22 protein-coding genes are annotated in these 23,020 nt (G+C 63.8%); 15 read left to right on the top strand and 7 right to left on the bottom strand.

Features of this window, described 5'->3' with window-relative positions:
• Positions 1 to 345: transposase (locus tag ACIBQ1_RS55045; RefSeq protein WP_397290851.1), on the top strand; the 345-nt coding region annotated here is incomplete at its 5' end.
• Between the two features lie 90 nt (positions 346 to 435).
• On the opposite strand, the gene ACIBQ1_RS55040 is transcribed toward ACIBQ1_RS55045, so the two are convergent.
• The 5 genes from ACIBQ1_RS55040 to ACIBQ1_RS55020 form a co-directional block, all read right to left on the bottom strand.
• Positions 436 to 1,956: a phosphopantetheine-binding protein gene (locus ACIBQ1_RS55040; RefSeq protein ID WP_397290850.1), complete on the bottom strand. Its 1,521-nt coding sequence runs from the start codon at positions 1,954 to 1,956 to the stop codon at positions 436 to 438.
• Positions 1,957 to 1,962: 6 nt separating this feature from the next.
• On the bottom strand, positions 1,963 to 3,816 hold the full coding sequence (locus ACIBQ1_RS55035; protein ID WP_397290849.1) for a hypothetical protein: 1,854 nt from the start codon (positions 3,814 to 3,816) through the stop codon (positions 1,963 to 1,965).
• 205 nt (positions 3,817 to 4,021) lie between these two features.
• Positions 4,022 to 4,702 (bottom strand): FMN-binding negative transcriptional regulator, encoded by a 681-nt coding sequence (locus tag ACIBQ1_RS55030; protein WP_397290848.1) that lies wholly within the window; start codon positions 4,700 to 4,702, stop codon positions 4,022 to 4,024.
• Positions 4,703 to 4,745: 43 nt separating this feature from the next.
• Entirely contained in the window at positions 4,746 to 6,026 is a 1,281-nt protein-coding gene (locus ACIBQ1_RS55025; protein WP_397290847.1) for a lysine N(6)-hydroxylase/L-ornithine N(5)-oxygenase family protein, read from the bottom strand.
• A 990-nt stretch (positions 6,027 to 7,016) separates the two neighbouring features.
• On the bottom strand, positions 7,017 to 7,268 hold the full coding sequence (locus tag ACIBQ1_RS55020) for a hypothetical protein (RefSeq protein WP_397290846.1): 252 nt from the start codon (positions 7,266 to 7,268) through the stop codon (positions 7,017 to 7,019).
• A gap of 77 nt (positions 7,269 to 7,345) precedes the next feature.
• Here ACIBQ1_RS55020 and ACIBQ1_RS55015 point away from each other — a divergent pair, with 77 nt between their 5' ends.
• From ACIBQ1_RS55015 to ACIBQ1_RS55000, 4 genes are all read left to right on the top strand, one after another.
• Complete coding sequence (locus tag ACIBQ1_RS55015) at positions 7,346 to 8,647, top strand: MFS transporter (RefSeq protein ID WP_397290845.1); 1,302 nt, start codon at positions 7,346 to 7,348, stop codon at positions 8,645 to 8,647.
• A 288-nt stretch (positions 8,648 to 8,935) separates the two neighbouring features.
• Positions 8,936 to 9,793 carry a hypothetical protein gene (locus ACIBQ1_RS55010; protein ID WP_397290844.1) on the top strand — a complete coding sequence of 286 codons (858 nt, stop codon included), beginning with the start codon at positions 8,936 to 8,938 and terminating at the stop codon, positions 9,791 to 9,793.
• Between the two features lie 212 nt (positions 9,794 to 10,005).
• Positions 10,006 to 10,935, top strand: a complete 930-nt coding sequence (locus tag ACIBQ1_RS55005; RefSeq protein ID WP_397290843.1) for a TauD/TfdA family dioxygenase — start codon at positions 10,006 to 10,008, stop codon at positions 10,933 to 10,935.
• A gap of 236 nt (positions 10,936 to 11,171) precedes the next feature.
• Positions 11,172 to 11,351: a hypothetical protein gene (locus ACIBQ1_RS55000; RefSeq protein ID WP_397290842.1), complete on the top strand. Its 180-nt coding sequence runs from the start codon at positions 11,172 to 11,174 to the stop codon at positions 11,349 to 11,351.
• 343 nt (positions 11,352 to 11,694) lie between these two features.
• On the opposite strand, the gene ACIBQ1_RS54995 is transcribed toward ACIBQ1_RS55000, so the two are convergent.
• Positions 11,695 to 13,284 carry an ISKra4 family transposase gene (locus tag ACIBQ1_RS54995; RefSeq protein ID WP_397290840.1) on the bottom strand — a complete coding sequence of 530 codons (1,590 nt, stop codon included), beginning with the start codon at positions 13,282 to 13,284 and terminating at the stop codon, positions 11,695 to 11,697.
• A 70-nt stretch (positions 13,285 to 13,354) separates the two neighbouring features.
• On the bottom strand, positions 13,355 to 13,927 hold the full coding sequence (locus ACIBQ1_RS54990) for a hypothetical protein (protein WP_397290838.1): 573 nt from the start codon (positions 13,925 to 13,927) through the stop codon (positions 13,355 to 13,357).
• 635 nt (positions 13,928 to 14,562) lie between these two features.
• On the opposite strand from ACIBQ1_RS54990, the gene ACIBQ1_RS54985 reads away from it, so the two are divergent.
• The 10 genes from ACIBQ1_RS54985 to ACIBQ1_RS54940 all read left to right on the top strand — a co-directional run bounded on the left by ACIBQ1_RS54985 (position 14,563) and on the right by ACIBQ1_RS54940 (position 22,790).
• Positions 14,563 to 14,874: a cupin domain-containing protein gene (locus ACIBQ1_RS54985; protein ID WP_397290836.1), complete on the top strand. Its 312-nt coding sequence runs from the start codon at positions 14,563 to 14,565 to the stop codon at positions 14,872 to 14,874.
• On the top strand, positions 14,874 to 15,380 hold the full coding sequence (locus ACIBQ1_RS54980) for a hypothetical protein (protein WP_397290834.1): 507 nt from the start codon (positions 14,874 to 14,876) through the stop codon (positions 15,378 to 15,380). Before ACIBQ1_RS54985 ends, ACIBQ1_RS54980 begins: the two co-directional genes overlap by 1 nt.
• Positions 15,380 to 15,964: a thiamine pyrophosphate-dependent enzyme gene (locus ACIBQ1_RS54975; RefSeq protein ID WP_397290832.1), complete on the top strand. Its 585-nt coding sequence runs from the start codon at positions 15,380 to 15,382 to the stop codon at positions 15,962 to 15,964. The genes ACIBQ1_RS54980 and ACIBQ1_RS54975 overlap by 1 nt, the downstream gene beginning before the upstream one ends.
• A 248-nt stretch (positions 15,965 to 16,212) precedes the next feature.
• Positions 16,213 to 17,004, top strand: coding sequence for a hypothetical protein (locus ACIBQ1_RS54970; protein WP_397290831.1), 792 nt, complete (start codon positions 16,213 to 16,215; stop codon positions 17,002 to 17,004).
• Between the two features lie 21 nt (positions 17,005 to 17,025).
• The gene (gene folE / locus ACIBQ1_RS54965) at positions 17,026 to 17,571 is read left to right on the top strand and encodes a GTP cyclohydrolase I (protein WP_397290829.1); all 546 of its coding nucleotides are present in this window, start codon (positions 17,026 to 17,028) and stop codon (positions 17,569 to 17,571) included.
• An 83-nt stretch (positions 17,572 to 17,654) separates the two neighbouring features.
• Complete coding sequence (locus ACIBQ1_RS54960) at positions 17,655 to 17,885, top strand: hypothetical protein (RefSeq protein ID WP_397290827.1); 231 nt, start codon at positions 17,655 to 17,657, stop codon at positions 17,883 to 17,885.
• Between the two features lie 158 nt (positions 17,886 to 18,043).
• Entirely contained in the window at positions 18,044 to 18,940 is an 897-nt protein-coding gene (locus ACIBQ1_RS54955; protein ID WP_397290825.1) for an LLM class flavin-dependent oxidoreductase, read from the top strand.
• A gap of 149 nt (positions 18,941 to 19,089) precedes the next feature.
• Entirely contained in the window at positions 19,090 to 19,926 is an 837-nt protein-coding gene (locus ACIBQ1_RS54950) for an HAD family hydrolase (protein ID WP_397290824.1), read from the top strand.
• A 102-nt stretch (positions 19,927 to 20,028) separates the two neighbouring features.
• Positions 20,029 to 20,430: an NUDIX domain-containing protein gene (locus ACIBQ1_RS54945; RefSeq protein WP_397290822.1), complete on the top strand. Its 402-nt coding sequence runs from the start codon at positions 20,029 to 20,031 to the stop codon at positions 20,428 to 20,430.
• 32 nt (positions 20,431 to 20,462) lie between these two features.
• Positions 20,463 to 22,790 (top strand): lantibiotic dehydratase, encoded by a 2,328-nt coding sequence (locus ACIBQ1_RS54940; RefSeq protein WP_397290820.1) that lies wholly within the window; start codon positions 20,463 to 20,465, stop codon positions 22,788 to 22,790.
• Positions 22,791 to 23,020 lie beyond the last annotated feature (230 nt).

The raw sequence follows: 23,020 nt of genomic DNA, 5'->3' as shown, positions 1-23,020 counted from the left end.
CGCACCGCCCCGGCTCGGAACTCCGGATCAAAACGGCGTCTCGTGGTTCCTGCCACGACCAAACCTCTCTTGGTTCGGTCTCCACGTTACGAGGGAAACTACCCGCCCGAGTTCAAGGCCGATGCGGTGAACAAGGAGATCCGCCGCCGCACCGACGTGGTCGGTATCTTCCCCGACCGAGCCGCGATCATCCGGCTGGTCGGCGCCGTGCTGGCCGAGCAGAGCGATGAGTGGGTCGAAGCTCGCCGCTACATGGGGATGGACGTGCTGGCCAAAGCCCGCCTGCGATGCGTCCCTGGCGACACATCCACCCCGGCCCCGATCCCGCAGACACTGACCGCTTAACCTGCAGATACAGGATCACGCGAAGATCGACTCATACACCACATCCGTGGACGCGACCCCCACCGGAACCACCGGCCCGAGAATGTCCCTCTACGGGTTACCAGCCCGGGTCGCCCAACTAGCGAGTTCGCGTGCTGTTGGATGCTGGTAGAGAATGCGTATGGTAACCGGCAGCGTCAGAGCGGACCGGAGTCGTGCGGCCACGCGAGCGCACATGAGTGATGTGGCGCCCAGTGCGAAGAGATCGTCATCCGGCTTGACCTCGGATCCGAACAGATCTTGCCAGACCTTGAGGCAGCGTCCGAGGTAGTCCTCATCTGCGCCCGCTGCTTCGGATGCGGCGACGGGAGAAGACGTGGTCAGGGGCACTGGGCCGAGCAGGCTCCCCGCCGACACCGCGGGAGCGTCCAGGTTCTCGAGTGCCGCAGCCAACTCGCCGGCGAAACCCGCCAAATCTTCACGGGTGAAGATGGCTGGGTGACCCGAAAGCCGCAATATATCGCCCGTTAGTTCGACCTCGATCAAACCGTGGGCGCCGCGGTGGGGGCCGGGGTGGAGCACAAGCCCGGCGTGCGAAGGTGACATTCGCACCGGGTCATTGACGACCAATAGGCAGTCCGGGATACCTGGCACGGCACTGCTGGTGAGGCGGCCCACCAGATCAGCGGGTGGGGCGCCACGATCGAGAGAGTCAAGCAGTGCGTCGAACGATGTGCTGATCTCCGCCTGTACGGATCGCGCAACTGACAGAGGGTGTATGACGGGCAGTGGCCGGATGGCCAGTAGAGCGTCTCCGCTATCCGTCAACGGAACCGTGACACGGTCGAGCGACCAATGGAAACGGCGCGCCACAGCCACTCGCGTGCAGCCCATCAGCACCGCTATCGGCGTAACCCCGAGCGCCTGCGCAGTCTCATCCAACCTCTGCCGGTCGAGGGTGGTCTGCATGATGGCTGCTGTGCGGTCATAGACAAAGCGGCGTGCTTCTTCCGCCGACCAGGGCGAGGCCAAGAGGTCGATCTGCTTGAGCCACTCTTGGCGGCACGTCTCGGATGCCTCGGCAACCGGTGCCTGGGAGAACGCACTGACGCGTCGTTGGACCACGGTATCTCCGGGCGACGCCGAAGCGAGTTCCACAAATTCGTCAATCAGTGCAGCCAGCCCTGACCCATCGACGATCGCGTGATGGACGCGAAAGAGCAGCCACATGCTCGAGGCCGCAGAGCTGAGCACCAGGTAGAAGAGCGCGTTCCCGGACGCTTGGTCGGCGACCAAGGCCAGCTGGTCGAAGTTTCGATCTGGAGACTGGTCGGGGTCGAGCCGCGCCACCGAGAGCAACCTGTCCGAAGCGGGCGCCTCATCCCGGCACCAGCGAACCCGTCCATCCTGCGTAGCCACCCTTGCGCCGAGTTCCGGGTAGCGGCCGGCGAGAGTTTCCACGGCGGAACGCACGTTGTCAACGGTGATGCCGACGGCCTCGGCCCGTACCTCAAGCATGTATCCCGAGGGTGGTGCGATCTGGGCGGCGAGCAGCATCTGCGCGACTGCTTCCGGCGGGTCGCCCCACGCGTCAGCAGCAAAGGCGTTGGGAGGCGTGGTTGTCCGATCCATCAGTCCTCACGATCCAGGAAGAGTGTTGACGAAGACGTTCGAGCATCGGTACTCGCCTTCGATGAGGCTGGCTACAACTGCATAGTGTTCGGCGGCCTGCACGTGCTCGCCAAGACGGAAGCGCCACCTCTCTCGCTGGGTGCCGTGGGGGCCGACGGATACAGGTCGCGATCGGCCCTGCGGCAGGTCACCGATTCCTCCAGCGACGAAGACGAAGCCGGCCTGCCCATGGGTCGGCCTGTCACGCTCGCTGATCAGAGTGCACGTGAGCTCACTGTCCTGCAGTCTCGGCGCGTAGACGACATGGTCGGCATCCACCGCGAAATCGGTGGATGCCGACGTGGACGAGGAGAGGTCGCCGCACCGCTGGCAGTGCACGGTGAAGATCGTCAAATCTACGGGCAGACGATGGGTGAGTTCGACTCTGACAGCGGAATCGCAACGGCACGCAGGGCAGTTGACTGGTGTACTGGACACCTGCCGAAACGCTCGTGCGTTGCTGCCGAAGAACCCCCACCAGGTGCCGTGGATCTCGCGCACGAGTTCTTGCACTGCGGCGGCCTGGATCTCATCGATGTTCTGCCGTACCTCGCGGAGCGTATCGATCTGCCGATCTCCGCGCGAGAGCAGGCCTCGGCGAAGGGCTCGCTCCACCTCGCCGAGACGAAGTTCGTCCATGGGAAGCTGCAGCGACAGTAGAGACCGTAGTCTGCCCAAGATCACCTGTTGCGCGCTCAACTCCTCGTCGGCGGGTTCCGCTCTCTGCACAGCCGAGTGGCGCCGGTGAGCCGATCGTGACTGGGAAAGGTCGATCTGCAACGACGGATCACCCAGAAGCCCGAATCGTGTGAATTCTCTGTTCGCTTCTCCCGCTGCGTTGAGTAGCTCCACCGCCTCACCCAAACGTGCTCCGCCACGGATCGCGCCCGCCAGGTCATCGAAGAGCGGCCGCTGAGCGATGTGAAATCCCACTGTGCCGACGACCGCTACGGTCGTGCCTTCCATGAAACCCAGCGCGACGCCGACCGACAGCGGGTGCGCGTTGTTGCCGACCGCGATCGAGTCGCACGTTTGCAGAAACGCAAGCTGTACGTCTATTGACGATGCAGCGATCCGGTCCTCATCCCCGAGCTCCTGGCGCCAGCAGCCTTCGCCGCGTAGGCACGGCGGCATCCTTCTGCGCGCTGCAAGATCGGCTCCCGCTGGCGGTGCAGCGGTTCCCCTGCCGCAGACGAGTCCGTCGACAAGCACCAGGCAGCACTCGCGTCCGTGACTAAGCACCTGAAGAGCCCTACCAGGACGTTGCAGCAAAGGGCGTAACTCATCCATTGCCACAGCATCAGCATGGTCCGCGCCGACTGCCGTTGGATGGATCACCGCTATGTCATCCGCCACTGCCCTGCTGTGCAGCGTGAGCGTGCGGTAGATCAGGCAGGACAGCGACTCCGCTGTCCGGCTTGTCACCAGACCGAAGCGAGGATGGCGGATGCCGGGCCAGTCGCCGAGCCTCGCGGTGTCGCCTGCGGTCGCGACCAGGGCGACCGGAACCGCCTCAAAATCATCAAGAACACCATACAGACTGGTCGAGTCGGCGCGGTGATGCGGCCGCGAGGTCGCGCTCGCCAGCAATCCCGCGGCAGCATGTGCCACCGGGTCGCCCATGGAAACGACCACCCCGGGCCAGGAAGCGCTGATCACTGCGGGCAACTCGACTACGCCCTCGGATCGCAGCACGTTCTCGTAACGTGTGAGTGAGGGTCCGGTCATGACCGGGAAAGCAAAGCCCGGCTGCCATGACGCGGCCAGCCGCTCGTAGCTGAGGGCGTCGTCGCAGCGGACAACGGCTTTCGAATCCGACATCGTGTCCCCTGATCGTGCTAGTGCAGTCGCGCGGAATTGCCTGAAGCCCACGTCACCGATCTCGGCTACGCGAGAAGTGCCAGTTTCGGTCGACTCCACCTCGACCCCAGATCTCCGCCAGGGGCTGTTCGATCGATGTCCGAGGGCCCGCGATCAGCGTCCCAAATGGGCTGCCCACCCTCAGGGGCAGAGGGGCCGTGCCGAGTCATGTCAGCTCGCTGAGCCGGGCTCCGGTTTCCCCCTCAACGCCTTTCCCCAAGCCCAGTTTCCGCATCGTGCCGACCATGTCAGTGCACGAACAGCCCCTACCGTCCGCGAACCAGGCCATGACGTTCTCCTGGATCTCACGATTCTTCTCCTGGCTGACCTTGAACATCGCCTCCACCTTCTCCACATGGAAGGAGAACGCGCCGACACCTGGTGCGATCGAAGTGTGGTACTCAAGCGAGGCATCGAAATCAAAGCCTGAGCCGCATCGGCTTTCCAGGGTTCGTGCTGTCGTCGTCACCACGGACAGAGTTTCGTCGAGATTCGTAAAGAGCCGCACGGTCCCGATCAGGTGGACGGTGACAAAATCCCATGTCGGCGCAGCCACGTCGGTGTTGTACAGCGTGGGCGAAACGTAGCCGCCCGGCCCCATGAAGACCAGTTTTGCGGTGGTTTCGTTAGATAGTGCCGCCCAATGCGGGTTCGCCCGGTTCATGTGCCCCAGCAGGCTGGTACCGGTGAGCTGATCGTCGCTGGATGCCGGCAGCCGGACGATGGGCACCTGAGTTGCCTCAGGAACCGTCTTCCCATTGCTGATGAGAAGGGCGAGCGGATGCCGGTCGACGACCTCGACCGCCAAACTTTCCCCGTCCACCCGGTACATCGGAGGAATCAGCATTCGTCTACCTCTACCTGGCCCGCTGCGGACTCGCCGTTCGTTGTCACACCAGCTCCTTGGTCAGAATCTCAGCCAGCTCACCAGCGCGGACGGCCGTGAGCGACAGAAGGGTCTCGGACAGGCCGTGCGAATGCTCTCCATAGCCGAGAACGTAGATGCCACATTTCACGGACTCGTCGGTTGCCACGCGTCGGTTGCGGTCAAGGAGCAGACGGCCCTGGCTGTCCCGTCGGCAGCGGGGGAGCAGGTCGCCCAGCAGGGATCCCGGATCGGCTCGCATGTAGCCAGTAGCGCAGACCAACGCGTCAGCCTCGATCGTGGTTGTGCTCCCGTCGGGCAGGAACTCGATCACGACTCGCAGGCGGTCCTCGACGTGGGTGACCTCGACCAGTCGCGAGACTTTGTGGAAGTGGAGGCGACGCCGCCCGGTCACCGATTCCAGATATGAGGTCTGATAGAGCTGGCGGATAAGGCCCTCGTCTACAACTGAATAGTTGGTGTTCGCATGGTAGGCGTGCAATGATTGCCGCACACTATCGGACGCCTCATAATGATGGTCGACAGCCTCGGGGTTGAAGATTGCGTTCGTGAAGGCGCTGTCGTCCGCGACGCTGTAGCCATATCGAGAGTGCACGGAATGCACCTGGGCATTCCTGAACTGGCTGTGCAGATAGTCGACGGCTTCGGCGGCGCTCTGACCGGAGCCGAGGACCACGAATGACGACGGCTCCGATCCGGCGATGGCCTCCGCGCTGTCAACGAGCCTAGAAGAATGCCAGATCCGTGCGGACTCTGATAGACCTTCTGGCATCCGCGGCTGCCCGCCCGCTGCGATCACCACGTTGCGGGCCCGGTGAGTCTGCGGCATTCCGTCGGGGCCGCCTGTCCGCACCGAGACATCCACGGCTTCGACATCACCCGGCCCCGTGGCCGACCTGATCCCGACCACCTCGGACTGGTAGGAGACATAGTCCTCGAATTGCTCGGCGGCCCATGCCAAGTACTCGTGGAATTCGGTCCGCAAGGGGAAGAACGTCTTGGTGTTGGCGAAGTCGACGATTCTGCCGCGCGTGTGGAGGAACGACAGGAACGAGAATCGACTGGTCGGATTGCGCATGGTGACCAGATCCTTCAGGAACGGTACCTGCATTGTCGCACCCTCGATCAGCATGCCACGATGCCAGCCGAAGCGCTCTTGGGCCTCGAAGAATCTCGCCGTAACCGCTCTGCCGGCTGAGTCCATCTCGTCCAGAGCGATTGCTAGCGCGAGGTTCGCGGGCCCGAATCCGACTCCGGCGATATCGATCGTCGCGTCGGCGTCCATGCTCCCGTGCCCGTAACTCTGGCTCATTCTTCATCCAATCCGGTCAGCGAACAGGGGGAACACGCTCGGCCTGGCTGGTCCGGTCGCACCCGACGAGTCGCGGAGCCAGCTGTGGTCCTGCTGCGAATGTGCATGACTGAAGAACGCGGCCGAGATAGCCAGTTGGGTGCGCCGAGATTTGTCGAATGCTGATGCGGTTACTGTCGATTCGGTGCCTGCCACGAACCACTCGACGGCAGCCTGCGGCACAATTGAGTAGGCTTCGCGTGTGCCGTCGCGAGGCACAGATCAAATTATCCGTCGATGTCCGCCACCAGTACTGACATCGGTCAGGGGGTCTCGACCTCCGGCTCGATCCCTCTTTCGGTGATGACGTGGCCTCAGGGGCGGAGGGATGCGGTAGCCGCGCCGACTCACCGCATAGCTCCAGGTCATCGGGGGAGCACTATGAGTTGGCGCGTCCTCCGCGAGCTCCGCTGCCGACCGGGCAAGGCGAGGCATCCCACCAAGGCGAGCGTCGCCAAGGAAGCGACAAACATGCACAAAAGTGGGCATATCGGGATTGTTGCGTATGTCCCTTCGAGGGTTTAGAGTCCCAACCCGACGGCTTACGCTTGGCATTTGCTGTTCGAAGATCAGAGCCAAGTCGACATTGGATCCCTTTGTGAGGGCTGCAGTGAATGGCGAGTTGGGCTGCGTTCGATTCTGCGAGGTTCAGGGACGAGGTTTCAGCAATCGCTCGAACGATTTCATGCGTACGGCGAGAAACACGACCGGGACGGCTACGTGATCAACATGGGATCCGCTACCCTCTTGCAGCTGCGGACCATGCATATGGTCAGCGCTCGGCGGCTGAAAGCTCGCTTGTCGTTGTAGTCGAAGCTTCGCCGCTCGGGCAGGCCGGGCAGTATGGGCAGCACCGGTGCGTTCCGTTGCGGGGGCTTGGCTCTTGAAGTCCTTGGTGCGCCAGGGCTGCAGCTCACAGGGCCATCAGATGTGCAGCACGCTGGTCGGTGAGATGCCGACCCCGCGGGTCAGTTCCCACTTGGACCAGCGTGTGGATCCTGCCGGCACCTCCTCCAGGGTGCGCTCCACCACGTTTTTCACCTGGACGTCGGTGATGGTGCGCAGCACACTCGGCCGCGACTCGTCGCTCAGGTCGTCCAGCCCATGGGCCAGAGATCGGCTGTGCCGGCGGCCCACCGTCTTGCGGTACAACCGCGGCCGGGCCGCCACCGCCACGCGGGCGCCCGGAGCATCGCCAGAACCCGCACCGAATAGATGTCATCATTGTGCACGTCGAAAGGCAGGCGGCGGACATGGCCGATATCGATGAGGTTCTGGCCTCTTCGCCCCCTCTCAGAAAGTCGCTGTGGCGCAATCGCGACTTCATGTTCCTGTGGATCGGGCAGTCGGTCAGCGAGGTCGGTTCGGGGATCACGCAACTGGCGATACCGCTGATCGCGGTCCTGCTGCTGAACGTCTCGACCCTCGAGATCGGCATGCTGAACGCGATGACAACGCTGCCGTTCCTGCTGGTGGCGCTGCCGGCGGGCGCGATCGTCGATCGCCGAGCGAAACGCTGGCTGATGTTGTGGTGCGATGTCGGCCGCCTCATCCTGATCGGCTCGATTCCGCTGGCCGCTCTTCCGAGTCTCGGCTTCCACCTGACCTATGCGCACCTCATGATCGTCGCTCTGCTCAGCGGTACCCTGACGGTCTTCTTCGACGTCGCGTATCAGAGCTATCTCCCGATCCTGCTGGACCGCGATGATCTGAGGGAAGGCAACAGCAAACTCGGGACGACTTCGTCGTTCGCCCACCTCGCTGCGCCGCCCCTCGGTGGTGGCCTGATCGCAGTGCTCGGGGCGGCGTGGACGCTCGCCGTGGACTCTCTTTCCTACGCCGTCTCGGCGCTGTCGTTGTTTTCGATCAGGAAGCCTGAGCCCGCGCTGGAGCGGCGTCCCGCAGGGCAGAGGATGCGGCACGAGATCGCCGAAGGCCTCCGTTTCGTGTACAGGCACCCGATCCTGCGCAAGATCGTGGCCTGTACGGGCACGTCGAACTTCTTCACGAGCATGGGCTTCGCCATGGAGACCGTCTTCGTCATCCGCGTCCTGCATGTGGCGCCCGGCCTGATCGGTCTGGTGTTCGCGGTGATGGGGGCCGGAGGTATGGTTGGCGGGATCTTCGCCGGGCGCTTGAGCAACCGGTTCGGCACCGCACGGATCATCTGGTTGTCGGTCCTGGTCTTCCAGCTTCCGATGTTCCTGGCCCCGCTGGCGACGCCGGGTTGGGGTGTGCTGCTGTTCATGGTGGGGTCCTTCTTCTTGGTGGCCTCCGGCGTGGTCTACAACGTGGCACAGGTCACCTATCGCCAGGCGATAACACCGCCGGAACTACTCGGCCGCATGACCGCGAGTGTGCGTTTCATCGTGTGGGGGACCATGCCACTGGGCGCCGCGATCGGGGGAGTGCTCGGTTCGCAGGTTGGCATCCGCGAAACGTTGTGGATCGCGATGATCGGCGCATGGAGCGCGGGACTGTGGGTCTTCTTCTCGCCGCTGCGGAGGACGCGCGACATCGAAGCACTGAAGGAGTACCGCGCGAACAAGTTGTAGGACGACTCCCATTCTGTACACGTAGGGGCTGAACTGCGATGACGACCCCTGTCCGCATATGGCGCTTGATCAGGACGAGGTCATCGGCCGGCCGCAATACACCGCTGCCGATGTGGTGGACGATGCAGCGTCCCCCAACTTGTGGAACCAGGAGGTACGGGCCTTGAGCGTGCTCATCGAACTGGTGAGTATCCCAGCTCAAAGCACTTTTCGCACACGAAGGGCCCAGTCGACGACGGCCCTTTGATCAGCCGGGGTCGAGAGTGTAAGCCGAAAGGAAAAGGTCGCATGATCAACGATGCACGACAAGCTCTCCCGCTGCAGACCGCGGCGCCTGGAGTGGCGCTCTTTCCGGCGGAGTTCGAGCGGGTGCTGGCACGCCTGCGCACGGACATCGATAAGCTGGCCGATACCGAGGATCTCACGGTGCTCACCGCGCCTCCGGTGCTCCCCCGCGACGTCGTCGAACGGTCCGGTTATGTGCGCGAGTTCCCGCACCTGCTCGGTTCTGTGCACAACTTCGGTGGTGACGCGACCGAATGGCTGGCCCGGCGGGCTGAGGCGGTCTCGGGCGGTACGTGGCACGATCGTCAAGAAATAGCCGACGTGGTGCTCACGCCTGCGGCGTGCTATCACATCTACCCGCTTCTGGCCGGCACGATGCTGACTGCACCGGCCCGCTTCGCCGTGGAGGCGTGTTGCTACCGGCACGAGGCGACCGTCGAGCCAGGACGGTTTCGTTCCTTCCGCATGCGTGAGTTGGTATTCGTCGGAACCGCGGACGCCTGTGTCGAATTTCGCGATCGTTGGCGGCAGAGGGTCGCCGACTGGCTGACCGCCCTGGGACTCGACGTCGCCACGGAGATGGCCACCGACCCGTTCTTCGGTCCTGGGGCGAAGCTGCTCTCCGTCAACCAGCGTGCCCAAGCGCTCAAGTTCGAACTGGTGGCCCCGGTGGCCGACGGCATGAGGCAGGCCGTGGCCTCGGCCAACTGCCATAAGGACCACTTCGGCGAAATCTTTGGGATAGAGCTGCCGGACGGGAGTCCGGCACACAGCGCCTGCGTCGCCTTCGGGTTGGAACGCATCGCGCTCGCCGTGACACACGCCGAGCGTGACGGTGCTGCCGAAGAAGGGGCGCGCTGAAAAGGTGCTTGATGCAGCTCGACGGACGATCATCTCAGACCAGATCGACACCTAGATAAATTGACCTCTTAGTATTCGGTCACGCATGGACGTGCTGACATCGACCATGGCAACTTTTTCCGACGTTGGTAGCGTGGTCGATTTCCCGTGACGATACCGGTGATCAGGCGCTCCACCTGCCGATTTCGATTCCTATTTGTCACCGAGGAGTTATGATGATCCCCCCGACCATCCTGAGTCCTGAGGAGTCAGCGTTCGACTGGCTGCTGGACGCGGCCGACCATATCCGCGGCACGGTTCGGACTCAAGGCGCGGCCTTGATTCGCGGCCTGCCCATCCGCGAACCCGGTGATCTGACGATCGTCAGGAAACTCCTCGGCGTGCAACCGTATCGGGCGACAGAGCTGTTCGGTCAGCGTACTGCGTACGGTGACGGGGTCGCTTCACCGATCGAGTGGCCAGCTGACCGCGAACTGTGCCCCTATCAGGAGGAGACGTTCAGCGCGATCGTCCCCAGTATCGCCCTGACCGCGTGTGTGCGCCCGCCGGAAGCGGGCGGAGAGGCCTGCATCGCCGATTCGCGCGAGCTGCTGCACCACCTGCCGGATGAACTCGCGCGCCGCTTCCAAGAACTGGGCTGGACGCTTACGAGAGTGTTCCGCGATGAATTCGGAATGAAGTGGCGTGACGCTTTCGGCCTTGACTCCTACGACGCGTTGATCGAGCTGTTCTCGAAGCTCGGAGTCGATCACGACTGGGTATCCAACGGCGGACTGCGCACGGTCCGCCGGCGGCGGGCGACAGTGGTCCACCCGAAGACCGGCGAGGAGTGCTGGTTCAACCAGGCGGCGTTCTTCAACTCCGCGAGCTTGGAGCCGAGAGATCTGACCGTTCTGCGGCGGGCATTCGGGGCGGATATTCCGATGGAGACCAGCTACGGCGACGGCTCTCCGCTGACCGAGGACCAGGTGTCCGCCATCCATGAGGCCTATGCCAAGACCTCCGCAGCCGTCCGATGGCAGGCTGGAGACTTGATCGTGGCAGACAACATACTCACCGCACAGGGCCGGCGGCCTTATACGGGGAACCCCCTGTTCTTCACCTACTTGGGCGATCCCGTGCCCCTATCCGTCTTCTTGTAGCCACGCGAACCCCGGCTACCGGGCGGCAGGGTGGACAGTCAGCCCGGGTTTACTGGAGAGGGCGCCAAGAACGTCGCGCAGGACGAACGCATCTCCAGGGTGCGGGATCGCCCCTTGTCTGTACGGGGCCACGGCAAGGGACTGGTGGGGCACGCAGGAGCTGCGCTTACGGGGTTGACCAGAGCGCGGGCGCGGTATCCGCCCGGCTGAGCGGGGCTCCGGCGTGGGAGCGATGTGTGGTAGCGATCACGCTGGACGCCACGAGCATGGGGCAGATCGCCCTGCTTACCCACCGGCGGCAACTGTTCGGCACACCCTCCTCTGACTCGACCGCGCGGCGAATGCCGGAGTCCGTCGGACGTTGGAGCAGGCGCAGGCTGGATCGCCCGCTCGTTGCCGAGTTCGGCGGCACGTGAGGCACCCGATCGCCGCCGCTGAGACGGGACGCTTGTGGCTGCGCGTTGCGAGCAAAGTGCTGGCCGACTGGCGTGATCGATCTGAGAGGGCTGTGCCACTCGCCCGCAACGAACGGGGCGACTAGCCGCAAATCTTCGTCCAGCCAACACCGGGCAGGAGGGACTGCCGCCAAGGTCCACCTCACGTATTGACCGCCATGGGCTGCAATCGGCCTGCCTGGGCGACCGGCTGAGCGCCACGCTCAAGACCCGCCGCCGCGCCAGCCGCTTGCACACCCCGTGACAGGCTCTCATCGCTCTCACAAAAGAGATGGGTGCGGCTCCTCCTGAGTGACTGAAGCGATCAAGCCGTAAGGGCGTATCCGTCCTGGTAGCCGGTCTGATGGACGCGCTCGTGTTGCCGGGCGAGATGGAAAGTCCAGTACTCCTCCAGATGACCGTTGGCGACCAGCGCGCGGAGCTTCAGCACCGCCTCGGCCCCGGCCAGGCCCCACCGCGCCCCGGCCAGGTCGAACCTGTCGGCGATCAGATGACGGCACGCGCCCTCTACCACCCCGGTCGCGATCGGCCATCCCGCCTCCAGCGCCTGGTCATACCGCAGATGCCCGGCGTTGTTGGACAGATAGCGGATGCACGCGTCGATGCCGTCACGGTGCTGCGCGCCGGCTGTGGCGGCCTGCGCGGTCAGCGTGGTGATGACCTGGCCGGTGTGCCCGGCCAGCAGGGCCAGGGCATGCCCGGCGACCCAGTCCTCCGCGGCCGGCGCCGCGGGTGGGTGCAAACTCCACGCAGCAGCCCATAACTTCTCCAGCACGTGCACGAAATCGATCACGATGTGGACGCGGATGCGGCGCCGGGCGGCTTCGGCGGTGATCAGGTCGAGCTGGTGGCGGGCCCCGTCGACGAGCACGACCCAGGGACGGGCGTGCGCGGGATCACGGGCCTCGGCATGGTCGAACACCTTGGCGATCACAGGGCCGGGGCCGGTGATGACCGAGCCGCACAGCCACTTGCGCGTCGCGTTCGGCCGGGCCCGTGGCAGGCGCCGGCCGGATCGCCCGCCAGGGACGGCGATCACATCGTGCGGCCGCCGCGGCGCCGGTTCGGCGTCGTAGACCACCCCTAGCGTCGCCATCCGTTTGCGCGCCGGTTTCTCCCCGGCCGCCAGCCGCGTCCGGAACGTGGCTCGGGCGCGGGCGGCGGCCTTCGCGGTCGCGGGCCGCAGCGCTTCGGGACGCATCGCGATGCCCTTGCCGTCCACGCTGATCGCCAGCACCGTGGACACCGTGCACGGCAGCACGGTTCGCGCGGCGTAGAAGGCGTCGACATCGGCCGCGGCCTGGGCGACCAGCTGCTCGATCTGCCGTTTGCCGATCACCTGACCGCACCGTGTGGTGATCGCCGCCAGGGCGGCGTCGAACGAGCCGCGCACCGTCTCGATGACCGCGAGCTTGGCCAGCCCGGCCGAGTGTCGCACCGCCGGCAGCGATAACGCCGCGTCCGCCGGATAGACGTTGCCGACGCCCGGGGCCCGCAACGCCGTGTCCACCGGATAGACGTTGCGGACGCCCGGGGCCCGCCACGCGCACCGGGTGACCGTCACCGTCCCGGTCACCGTGGCGAGCAGGCGGTGGTGCCCGAGCTCCACCCGCCGCCGCGGCACCCCGTCCGCGCCGATCACCCCCGCGGCGCCACCGTCGGGGTGGCGGGCGTGGCGTACCTGCTCCAGCTCGCGCAGCGCGCGCAGGTCAAGGTGGGCCTGCAGCAGCAGGCGCTGCAGCTCCCGGCCCTGCTCGGTGATGGTCTCCTCCAGCCGGTTATGGGCAAGCGTCCCGGTCTGCGCGTCGGTGAGGTGTCCGATGAGCCAGTTGAATGTGTTCTTCGCCTTCGCAAAGACGTCAGCGGTGGCCTCGGTGTCGTACGGTGCCTGCACAGGGCTCTTCCTTCGTCGGGGTCGATTGGGTGGCACCTTCGAACCTGACGGCGGGAGAGCCCCGCCACAATCACCCGCCCGGTGACGACGCGATTGCGTCCCGTGACGCCACGCCATCCTGCCCGGCCATCTCGCGGGCCACCGGATCGGTCACCGTGAACAGTCCCGGCCCTTCTTCCTTCGCCCAGCCGCGTTCCACCAGCCGCTTCAGCTTGGAGCGCAGCCCTTCCCGCTTGGCGGCCTCATCCGGCAGTCCCATCGCCACCGCGATCTGCCCGGCCCGTATCGCCCGCCCGGCATCGGCCATGATCTCCACCGCGTCCCGGTACGCGCGCGGCAGCACCGCCGTATTCATGCCGGGTTGCCAGTGCGGCACCGTCACCACACCCAGCACCGGCGGCTGTGCCGACGGCACGGTGCCGGCCGCGTCGGCGGCCTCGGCCTGTCCATTGGGCTCATCGAGCAGCTGGACCGCTTCGCCCAGGATTTCCTCGACGGTCTCCCGTGTGATCGTCAGCCGTGACAAGCGGTCCTGCTCGTCCTGCATCTGTGAGGTGAGCGCGGCGATCTGCTCGCGGATCTCCTCGATTCGCCGGCGGGCAGCGGCTTCGCGCCGTGCCAGTTCCTCGAGCAACGAGCTCATCGTCACCACCGCCTCACGGGTCTGCACTCACAGTAAAAGGCGGTTCCCGGATCAAACAGTCACGACCACAAAAGCCCAGCTCAGGCATTCACTGAGGGAGAGCCGCACCCAAAAGAGATCGCCAACAGCCTCACGGCATGGGCACCCAACAGACCGCCCGCCGCTACCAGGTCTCACGACATGTGAAGGCTCCAGCCCCGGTGGCCGCAGCTGACCACAAGCTCGATCTGACGACTCACAAATCGCACAGCCGGCACGCTGGGCAAAGGCGCGTGAACCCATGAGTCGCCGACACCAATACTGGCAGGTTTCAGTACGGGGCACTGTCGGCGAGCCTGCATACTCGGCACCAGTCGCATTTACAGAGAGGCCGCTGCTCCCACTCGGTAGTCGACAATCAATGAAGGCAGCCGTGCGTATCACCGCGCCCCGACGATGTACTCGCCCCTGGCGATATCGACCCTGTGCTGCTAGGAAGTCTGTGATCCAGACGGTCGGACAGCATAACTAAATGCAGCTCGGAACATACCGTCTTCTGGTATGAGTGGCTGCTTCGAGTTCGAGGCTTGACAGCGTCACTACCCGCCCTTAGCTTAAAAGCCTTAAAAAATGGTCACGATTTTGTGGAGGCGTCGATGCAGGGTGATATCGAACAAGTCGGAACCAAGCTTTTGTATCAGGACGACCGAGTTCGTCTCTGGCTGCTGGAGCTGGCGCCGGGTGAGCAGACCACAATTCACCAGCATCCTTGTGATTACGTCTACGTCGTTGTCGAGGGAGGGCAGACGGAGACGGTAAACGTCGACTCGACCGTGATTCCGGGAGACGACAAGATCGGAGACGCGGTCTACCATCAAGCCGGCCTGGCGCACCTGCTCAAAAACGTCGGTACGACCAATTACACGAATATCATCGTCGAGCTGCTCTCGACCGCTGAGCAGCACTGATGACCGCCGGCCAGGCCTATGCGGCGATCGCCGAGGCGGGTGTACGGATGATCACCGGGACTCCCGACTCTCTGCTCAATCCGCTGCATCGCTATTCGGCAGCCCGCCGCCAGATCTCCTACATACCGTGCGGCGATGAAGCGACCGCGGTGGGGCTTGCGAGCGGGGCAAGGCTGGCTGGCGCACGGAGCCTGGTGCTCATGGAGAACTCCGGCCTCCGGCGAGCCTGTGAGACCTTGGCCAGGCTGACGATGAGCCATCGGCTCCACATGGTCATGCTGCTGAGTCGGAGAGGAGCGTTCGGGGAAGCGAACTGGTGGGGCGTGCCCCACGAGGAGACCATGCATCCGCATCTCCGCATGCTGCCCGTTGTAACGGCTGAGATTGATGGCATGAAAGACTTCCCTGACATCCTTCGGAGAGCTTATGCCACGTTGGATACCGGCCAACGATCAGTTGCTCTGATCGCGAACCCGCCATTCCTGGCACAGCTGCGAGGAAGTTGATGCGCACTTCCGAGTTCTTGGCCGCGCTGCGCGACCGGCTCCCCGCTGACTGCATTTTTGTATCGGCGCTCGGGCGCACGAGTGAGGAACTTTTTCATCTCGCCGCGGAGCGGACTCTCTTCACTGACACGATGGGTGACGTGGCCGCGCTGTCCGCAGGAATGGCTCTGGGCGCTCCGTCGGTGCCGATCGCAGGAATAGACACCGACGGTAGCTTCCTGATGAATCTTTCGGTGCTGCCAACCCTGGGGCGCGTGCTGCCGGGGCTGGAAAATCACGTCCTCATCATCGTGGACAACGGTATCTATGAGTCAGCCGGAGGCCTGCCCAGCGGGAGCGAGAACCTTGACTGGGAGAGCCTGTTCGAAGCGGTCGGAATCAACGCTGTTGTCGTGCGGGAGGTAGCCGGGATGCCAAAGGACGTCCTGGGACGCGCCCAGGTGCTCATTGCCAAGGTGGTGAATGACGAACCCGCACTCGACTCGGTCAAGACCATCGATGGCATCGAGTCCTCTTACCGGATCGAACGTCTCATCGCAAAACTGGCAGGCAGGGCCGAGAGGAAGCCGGCGATCAAATCATGAGGCCTGTACTTCGTACTGAGGACGTCAGTCTTTATGAGCACACGCCTGGCCCGCTGCGCACGTTGATCTGCTCGACGGAGCCCTCTCGGAGACTGCTCACAGATCCGGCCGTCACGGGTCATAGGTACCGGCGACTGGTCAAGAGTGCCGTGGTTCAAGCGTTACGCGGTCTCGTAGCCGCAGGGGAGATCCAGCCCGTCGAGGCGAGGCTTGACCAGGCGGCGGTTCTCAACGTGCTCCGAGGAGGGTTGAGCTTCGGTCTCGAGGACTCGCTCGCGGAGGTTTTCGGCACCGATCCCACGGTGAGCTTCGTAGGCACCGACAGGAGCGCCGGCACGCCGGTCGAACTCACCTATGAACGGTGGGAACTGAGCTCCGCCACCGTCCTGTTCCTCGGCGACATCATCGGGACAGGCATGACGCTCAGCCGGGTGTTAAAACACCTGCGGGAGTACTCCCCGGCGCGTTGCCCTGGGCTGAGTTCGGTCTGGATATTCACGATCGGCTCGAGACTCGGTATTCGCAAGCTCTGTGAGTCGGTGGCCGCGTCCGGCGAGCGGAACGGACCGAGGATCAACATCGTGGCCTTCGAATCGCTCTTCGAACTGCCGGATCCCGCCACGAGGACCGCGTTCGAGCGCTTCCCCTTCGATCTCGTTCGATCGCCCGTACACAGCGCTCCGGAGTACGAGGCTGCCCGGCTGCGGAGCGTGGGCAGTCTGTTCGAGCGTTGCGCGATTTATGACGGCGGGGTCCGGGCGTTCACCCCGGATGAGCATCGCAAGCTCCGCCTCGGGTGGTGGCAGAACCTGGCCGAGCAGGAGGTGTCCATCGCCGAACTCGCCGACCTGACCGCCGGCCTCTCGCTGTACGAGATGCCCTTGCAGGACTGGATCGCCAGGATTCCCTGGGCCGACCAGCCCGGCATCGACGCGGAAGCAACTCACAGGCTGGGGCGCGAGGTGCTGCTGATGGCACGAGAGCTGCCTCTGGAGCATTACATCGCGAAATTTATCATCTCGGACACTAGAACTAGTTGATCACAACGGATCGGAGTACGAGTGTCTATCGCCGAGTGGATCGAGAAGAACGTCACCGCTGACAAGCGGGCGCTTGACTGGTTCGAGGAAGAGGAATGTGAACCCCGCATCGTCCGGGCCTACCGGGAACTGCTCAGCGGGTACGAGGTGGACACGTCCAAAATCTTGAAGACCACGTGTACCGTCGAAGGAGAGCACGCCGGGGCCGTGCGGGTCCGTGATATCAACTACTTCTCCATCTGCGCTCACCACTTCCTGCCTTTCTACGGAAAGGTGGACATCATCTACCTGCCAGGCGACCGAATTCTAGGACTCGGAAAGTTTCCGCGCCTGGTGCAGGCCTACAGCAGGCGGTTCCAGATCCAGGAGCACCTGGTCAAGGACATCGCCCTGGAGATCGTCAGCAGTGGTGGAGCCAGGGCCGCACAGGTCTCAGCCACGGGACGCCACATGTGCATGTGCAGCCGCGGGCCGTCGGATCAGACCGTGATCACAGACACGTCCTACGCTGCGGGAGATGTCGAGCTGCTTCAGCGCAGCAACGTCCAGGTGCTGCGCAACCTTTAACCGCCCCGGACTCCAGAACCGGCCCAGAGGGTCGAGGGCAGCCTGGGCGTGATGAACGTCTCGCCCGAGATCAGCGGTACTGAATGTGGCAAGGAATCGTCATCGGCTGCGATTCGATGCTGGAGGTGGGCGGATTCGCGTACGGCATGCCCAAGGATCTGTGTGCCGCGGCGGAACTGCTGAATCTCGACGTGCTCGTTGACCCCGAGCGCGCCCCGATCCTCGACGAGGATGTGCCGGCCGCGATTCATCTGGGTCTGGCAGATCAGGCTGCCAATACCGGGTTCGTGGCTGGCATGGCAGGGATGGCGTAGCGTCGGCTCTCAGCTCATCGTCGCGATGTGCGAGTTTGCTGGTGCGACAGCGGTGTCGATGGCAGGGCTCTCCGCTGCGCCCACTGCGCTCCGGAGGCAATTCTTTATCCGGTGGAATGCCCGGCAGCGGAATCAGCACGAGATGAGGAGATACCGCCATGTCGATGAGTGCACAGCGTGCTGAGGTCAAGTACGGCATTTCTGTCCCCCCACATGGGGAATACGCCGATCCACGGCGACTTGCGGATCTTGCCAAGCAAGCCGAGGATGCCGGCTGGGATGGGTTTTTCATCTGGGATCACCTGCTCTTCATGCGGGGATATCACGGTCCGATCGTCGATCCGTGGATTAGCCTGGCCGCAGTCGCCGCGAGCACCACGTCGATTCGCTTCGGACCCATGGTGACACCTCTGGCCCGTCGCCGCCCGTGGAAGGTTGCGCGCGAAGCGGTGACGTTGGACCACCTTTCCGGGGGCCGGTTCATCCTCGGCGTGGGCCTCGGCTACCCCAGGGACTCCGAGTTCGAGGATTTTGGTGAGGAGGGCGATGAGAGAATCCGGGCCGAAAAGCTGGACGAGGCGCTCCACATCATCACCGGCCTCTGGTCTGGGGAGCCGTTCAGCTTCCACGGAAGCCATTTCCAAGTGAGGGAATGCATTTTCTCGCCGCGCCCGGTCCAGGAGCCCAGGATCCCCATCTGGGTCGGCGGCTACTGGCCGAACAGACGCCCTTTCCGGAGGGCGGCTCGATGGGACGGCATAATCCCAGGGCGTCTTTCGCTCGAACGCAGGAAAGCCTGGACGCCGACGATGATCTCGCCGGAGACCTACGGTGAGATCATCTCGTATGTCCAGCAACATCGCGTCGCGGGCCAAGATTTCGACTTCGTCATTGGCGGGTACACGGAGGGCGATCGAAGTGACCATGACAGACTACTAGTGAAGTCTTACGCCGATATCGGACTCACGTGGTGGTTGGAGAACATGCACGGATTTCGTGGCGATCTGGCGACGATGCGCAAGCGTCTGGAGCTCGGGCCGCCGCGTTACGCATAGTCGGAATGCAGGGCGTCATGGCCTCGACCACTCGGAGCGGCTGCCGAGAAAGACGTCCTATGCCAAGTCACACCATTCCCGTTGCCTTGAACGCTGAAGCGGGCGTATTGCTCAGGAGTGGGCCTGTTGAAGTACTTACTGTCGGTCCGGTGCTGAAGATAGGACAGGGAATGGACAGCAGGTGGACTGGTCCGCCGAAGATGCTGGTGCTGGACATCGACGGCACCCTTGTCGAGCCGGGACGCCCGGTGACCGACCGAGTTCGCCGGGCTCTCCGGCGTGCCGTCGATTCCGGTTGTCATCTGGTGCTCGCAACAGGGCGGGCCCACTTCGAAGTGGTAGATTTCTTCCGCGAGATCGGCCTTCCGGACGGCCTGGCGGTGTGCAGCAATGGGTCTGTTGTCGTGACCATGCCCCAAGGCGAGGTTCTTGCCACATCCACTTTCGATGCCAGGTCCGTGCTGGCCACATTGCTCGAATACGTACCTGCGGCGCGCATCGCCGTCGAGGTGGTCGACGTCGGGTATGTTGTCACCCACCCATTTCCGGAAGACGAGATACTGGGCCCGCAACTGATTTCGAACCTGGACAAGATCCTGGTCGATCTCAGCACCGTCTTCGCCGACCGTGTGGTTCGCGTTGTCATTCGGGATCCCAACCTGACGCGTGAGGACTTCCACGGTCTGACGGAGCATCTCAGCGTTCGGGATGTCAGCTATGCGGTCGGTTTCGACGCATGGCTCGATCTCGGACCGCAGGGGGTGTCCAAGGCCTCCGGCCTGGACAAGGTGGCTGCTTTGCTTGGCGTGAGTCCGGCTGATGCTCTCGCGATCGGGGATGGATACAACGACAAGGAAATGATTCTGTGGGCAGGCCGGGGCGTCGTCATGGGACACGCTCCGGTGGCGCTGAAGGAGCTGGCCGATCACACTACCCTTCCGGTCGGGAAGGATGGCGCAGCCGTAGAGATTGAAAAGTGGTTCTGATGCTTTTCTCGCGCTCTTCGGATCGAATGGGCTTGGAGGCCGAGGGCGGGTGCCTGGAGCCGCCGCTCTCGCATACTCATTGCAGGTCGACAGGAGGTGACCGTGGGTCAGGTGATCGACAAGATCGCATGGATAAACGTGGTGGACGGTAAGATCTTAAGTACTCGTTCCAAGGGGAAGGATGTGTATTACATCCCCGGCGGGAAGCGTGAGGCGGGGGAGGGGGATATCGATACCCTCGTCCGGGAGATTCGCGAGGAGTTGACCATCGCGATTATTCCGTCGAGCGCCAAGTATGTGGGAACTTTCGAGGCTCAGGCCCACGGCCATTCGCTTGGGACGATTGTGCAGATGACATGTTATTCTGCTGACTACCGGGGTACGCCCGCGCCCAGCCAGGAGATCGCAGAGATCATCTGGCTCACGTATGCAGATCGTGACCGCGTATCGGCCGTTGACAAGGTGATTTTCGATTACCTTTCTCGCGAAGGACGCCTTCTTTGACGCTTTTTGGCGCGATTTCTAGGAGGGGGTCGGTGACTGCCTCTGATTTCTTCCCCCTGCCGGGCGGAGATTGGTCCGTCTGGCGCGGCATGCTCCTCAGAGGTGCGGGGTTCCCGGTCCGCCAGGTCGAGGCGATCAGCGATCCGCTACTTGCTTCGGCTGCAGATCAGTGCATAAAGGCGAAGGCCGATCAGGCCCAGTGCGATGATGTGGCCGGATACGAAGCCGAGTTCGCCGTGGCGCTAACCCGAATCGCTGACGCTGTCCAATCCGTCGCTACCGATCCGCGCCTGCGTGAAGCCGTTGTCTGGCAGAACCCTCACTTTCTCGACACCTGCCTCGACTGGGGCGGAGCCAAGCACGGCGGCCGCGACAGCGCAGTGCGCCGGCGGGAGATGGCGATCGCCAACTACCTGCAGCGGTACACCACAAAGAATGACTCGATCGGGTTCTTCGGTCCGGTGGGCTGGGCCGAGTGGGATGCCAGCGCTACCCGACCGTCGATGCTTGTGGGGTCGTCTCTGCTGAGTCGACGCAGCGTTTCCTTCGAGGTATGGGGCATCGACGCGGTGGGTGCGGCCCTGGCCGGGCGGCCCGAGCTGCGGCATGGTGTTCCGCCGCGCCGGGTACCCGCCCATCGATTCCACGACGACCATGTCGTACTCGCGAGCGGTGAACGGGTGCCGCTCTCTGCGGATACCGCCGCCATACTGCAGCGATGCGACGGTGTGCGCACAGTGCGGGAGATCGCCGAGGAACTGGCGGTCGACGAGGAGCAACTGCTGGTACTTCTCGACGAGCTGTGCGACCGGGATCTGTTACGACTTGACTTCGAGGGGCCTGTCGAAGCCCGATCAGAGCAGCGCCTCCGGGCCCGGCTGGCCCGAGTGCCGGAGCCGGAAGCCAGGCAACGGGCCCTTGACGATCTCGATCGGCTCATCCGGGCGAAGGACGATGTCGCCGCCGCTGCCGGCGATCCGACACGACTCAGAGGCGCGCTGGAGAAGCTGCACGTCGAGTTTCAGCAACTGACCGGCAGCAGTGCCGTTCGTTCACATGGGAAGACGTACGGTGCGCGAACAACAGTCTACGAAGACACCGTTCGCAATATTGCTGTCACGCTGAGTGGTGACATGCTCAATGAGCTGGGTGAGCCGCTCTCACTCGTCCTGGACAGTGTGCGATGGCTCGCTTCCCGTATCGCGCGCGGCTATCTCAGCCGGCTTGACGCCTTGTATGACCGAGCCTGTCTCATGCTCGGCACCGCCGAGGTTCCGCTCGCACGGCTGCTGGCGCTGGCCACCCGCGACTTCTACCTTGATCGGGACCTTCCGCCCCTCGTTCGGGATGCTGTCGAGGAGCTGCAGCGGCGCTGGGCGGGGATCCTGGCGATCCCCGATGGGGTGCAGCGGTACAGGGTCGAGCCCGCTGAGATCGTTGATCAGGTCCGGGCTGAGTTCGCTACATCGGCGCCACCGTGGGCGCGTGGGCTGCACCATTCTCCGGATGTCCTGCTCGGCGCTGAATCCATCGACGCGATCAGCCGTGGCGACTACCAGTTCGTGCTGGGAGAGCTCCACATGACGCACAATACGGTCGAGATCCAGACGTTCGCCGACCAGCACCCCGACCCGGATCGCCTTCTGGCGATGACTCATGCTGCCGTCGGCGAGGAGCGGATGGTGCTGATTGTTCCTCGCGCTTGGGAAGATCTCACCCGGACCATCTTGCCTGCGTCGCTGATGTCGCCGCACTACCGGTACTGGACTCGGAGCGCTGACGATGTGTCCCACGTGCCGGGCGACGTGATTCCTCTGGGCGCACTCACGGTGGCACGGGTCGACGAAACGCTCATGGTTCGAAGCGATGTCGATGACCGGCGCTATCCGCTGTCCGAGGTGCTTGGCGATTACCTGTCCATGGTCTCGGTGAACGCGTTCCGGATGTTGCCGAGACGGCAGCACCACCCGCGCGTATCCATTGGGCGGCTCGTCGTCGCTCGGGAGACTTGGCGTTTTTCGCCGAGCGAGTGCAGTTGGGCTTACGCGGCGGTCCGCGGCGAACTCAACGAACAGCTTCGCTATCTGCGGATGCGGGAGTGGGTAGCCCGAAACAACCTGCCTCGGCGAGCGTTCTACTCTGTCTCCTTGGAGACCAAGCCGGCGTACGTGGACTTCACGAGCCTGCCGTTGATCAACAGCCTGGCCAGCACGATCCGGCGTATGGCGAAGGACGGATCGGATGGCGACATCTCCTTCACCGAGATGTTGCCGGCGCCGCAGGAGTGTTGGCTCTCCGACGGAGACGGCGAACGATACACATCGGAATTGCGCATGGTGGTCACCGAGCGTGCCTGCTGAGGCGATCCGGTGACCTTCTCTCTCGGCATGGACAGCGACCACGGCATCCCTGGCTGCGACTCGTCAACGAGTACCAGATCGCCCTCTGACCACTACCGAGAACTTTCGGGTCAGGAGCCGAATCTTTTCTTGAGCCCCACAGGTTCCTGTCATTTGTCAGTACTTCGGGCAGGGCATGCCTCGTAGGTTGACAGCAATGTACATCCGATCTTGGGGCCAGCCTCCTCTTC

Source organism: Nonomuraea sp. NPDC050153 (assembly GCF_044460125.1).
In the GTDB taxonomy this organism is placed as follows: Bacteria; Actinomycetota; Actinomycetes; order Streptosporangiales; family Streptosporangiaceae; genus Nonomuraea.
The sequence above is the reverse complement of the archived record's forward strand: the minus strand, read 5'-3'. Positions and strand labels throughout refer to the sequence as shown.

Excerpts from the sequence above, each read along its gene's own strand:
- ACIBQ1_RS55040 (WP_397290850.1), bottom strand. The coding sequence starts at position 1,956 with ATGGATCGGACAACCACGCCTCCCAACGCCTTTGCTGCTGACGCGTGG.
- ACIBQ1_RS55035 (WP_397290849.1), bottom strand. The coding sequence starts at position 3,816 with ATGTCGGATTCGAAAGCCGTTGTCCGCTGCGACGACGCCCTCAGCTAC.
- ACIBQ1_RS55030 (WP_397290848.1), bottom strand. The coding sequence starts at position 4,702 with ATGCTGATTCCTCCGATGTACCGGGTGGACGGGGAAAGTTTGGCGGTC.
- ACIBQ1_RS55025 (WP_397290847.1), bottom strand. The coding sequence starts at position 6,026 with ATGGACGCCGACGCGACGATCGATATCGCCGGAGTCGGATTCGGGCCC.
- ACIBQ1_RS55015 (WP_397290845.1), top strand. The coding sequence starts at position 7,346 with ATGGCCGATATCGATGAGGTTCTGGCCTCTTCGCCCCCTCTCAGAAAG.
- ACIBQ1_RS55010 (WP_397290844.1), top strand. The coding sequence starts at position 8,936 with ATGATCAACGATGCACGACAAGCTCTCCCGCTGCAGACCGCGGCGCCT.
- ACIBQ1_RS55005 (WP_397290843.1), top strand. The coding sequence starts at position 10,006 with ATGATGATCCCCCCGACCATCCTGAGTCCTGAGGAGTCAGCGTTCGAC.
- ACIBQ1_RS54990 (WP_397290838.1), bottom strand. The coding sequence starts at position 13,927 with ATGAGCTCGTTGCTCGAGGAACTGGCACGGCGCGAAGCCGCTGCCCGC.
- ACIBQ1_RS54985 (WP_397290836.1), top strand. The coding sequence starts at position 14,563 with ATGCAGGGTGATATCGAACAAGTCGGAACCAAGCTTTTGTATCAGGAC.
- ACIBQ1_RS54980 (WP_397290834.1), top strand. The coding sequence starts at position 14,874 with ATGACCGCCGGCCAGGCCTATGCGGCGATCGCCGAGGCGGGTGTACGG.
- ACIBQ1_RS54975 (WP_397290832.1), top strand. The coding sequence starts at position 15,380 with ATGCGCACTTCCGAGTTCTTGGCCGCGCTGCGCGACCGGCTCCCCGCT.
- ACIBQ1_RS54960 (WP_397290827.1), top strand. The coding sequence starts at position 17,655 with ATGTGGCAAGGAATCGTCATCGGCTGCGATTCGATGCTGGAGGTGGGC.
- ACIBQ1_RS54955 (WP_397290825.1), top strand. The coding sequence starts at position 18,044 with ATGTCGATGAGTGCACAGCGTGCTGAGGTCAAGTACGGCATTTCTGTC.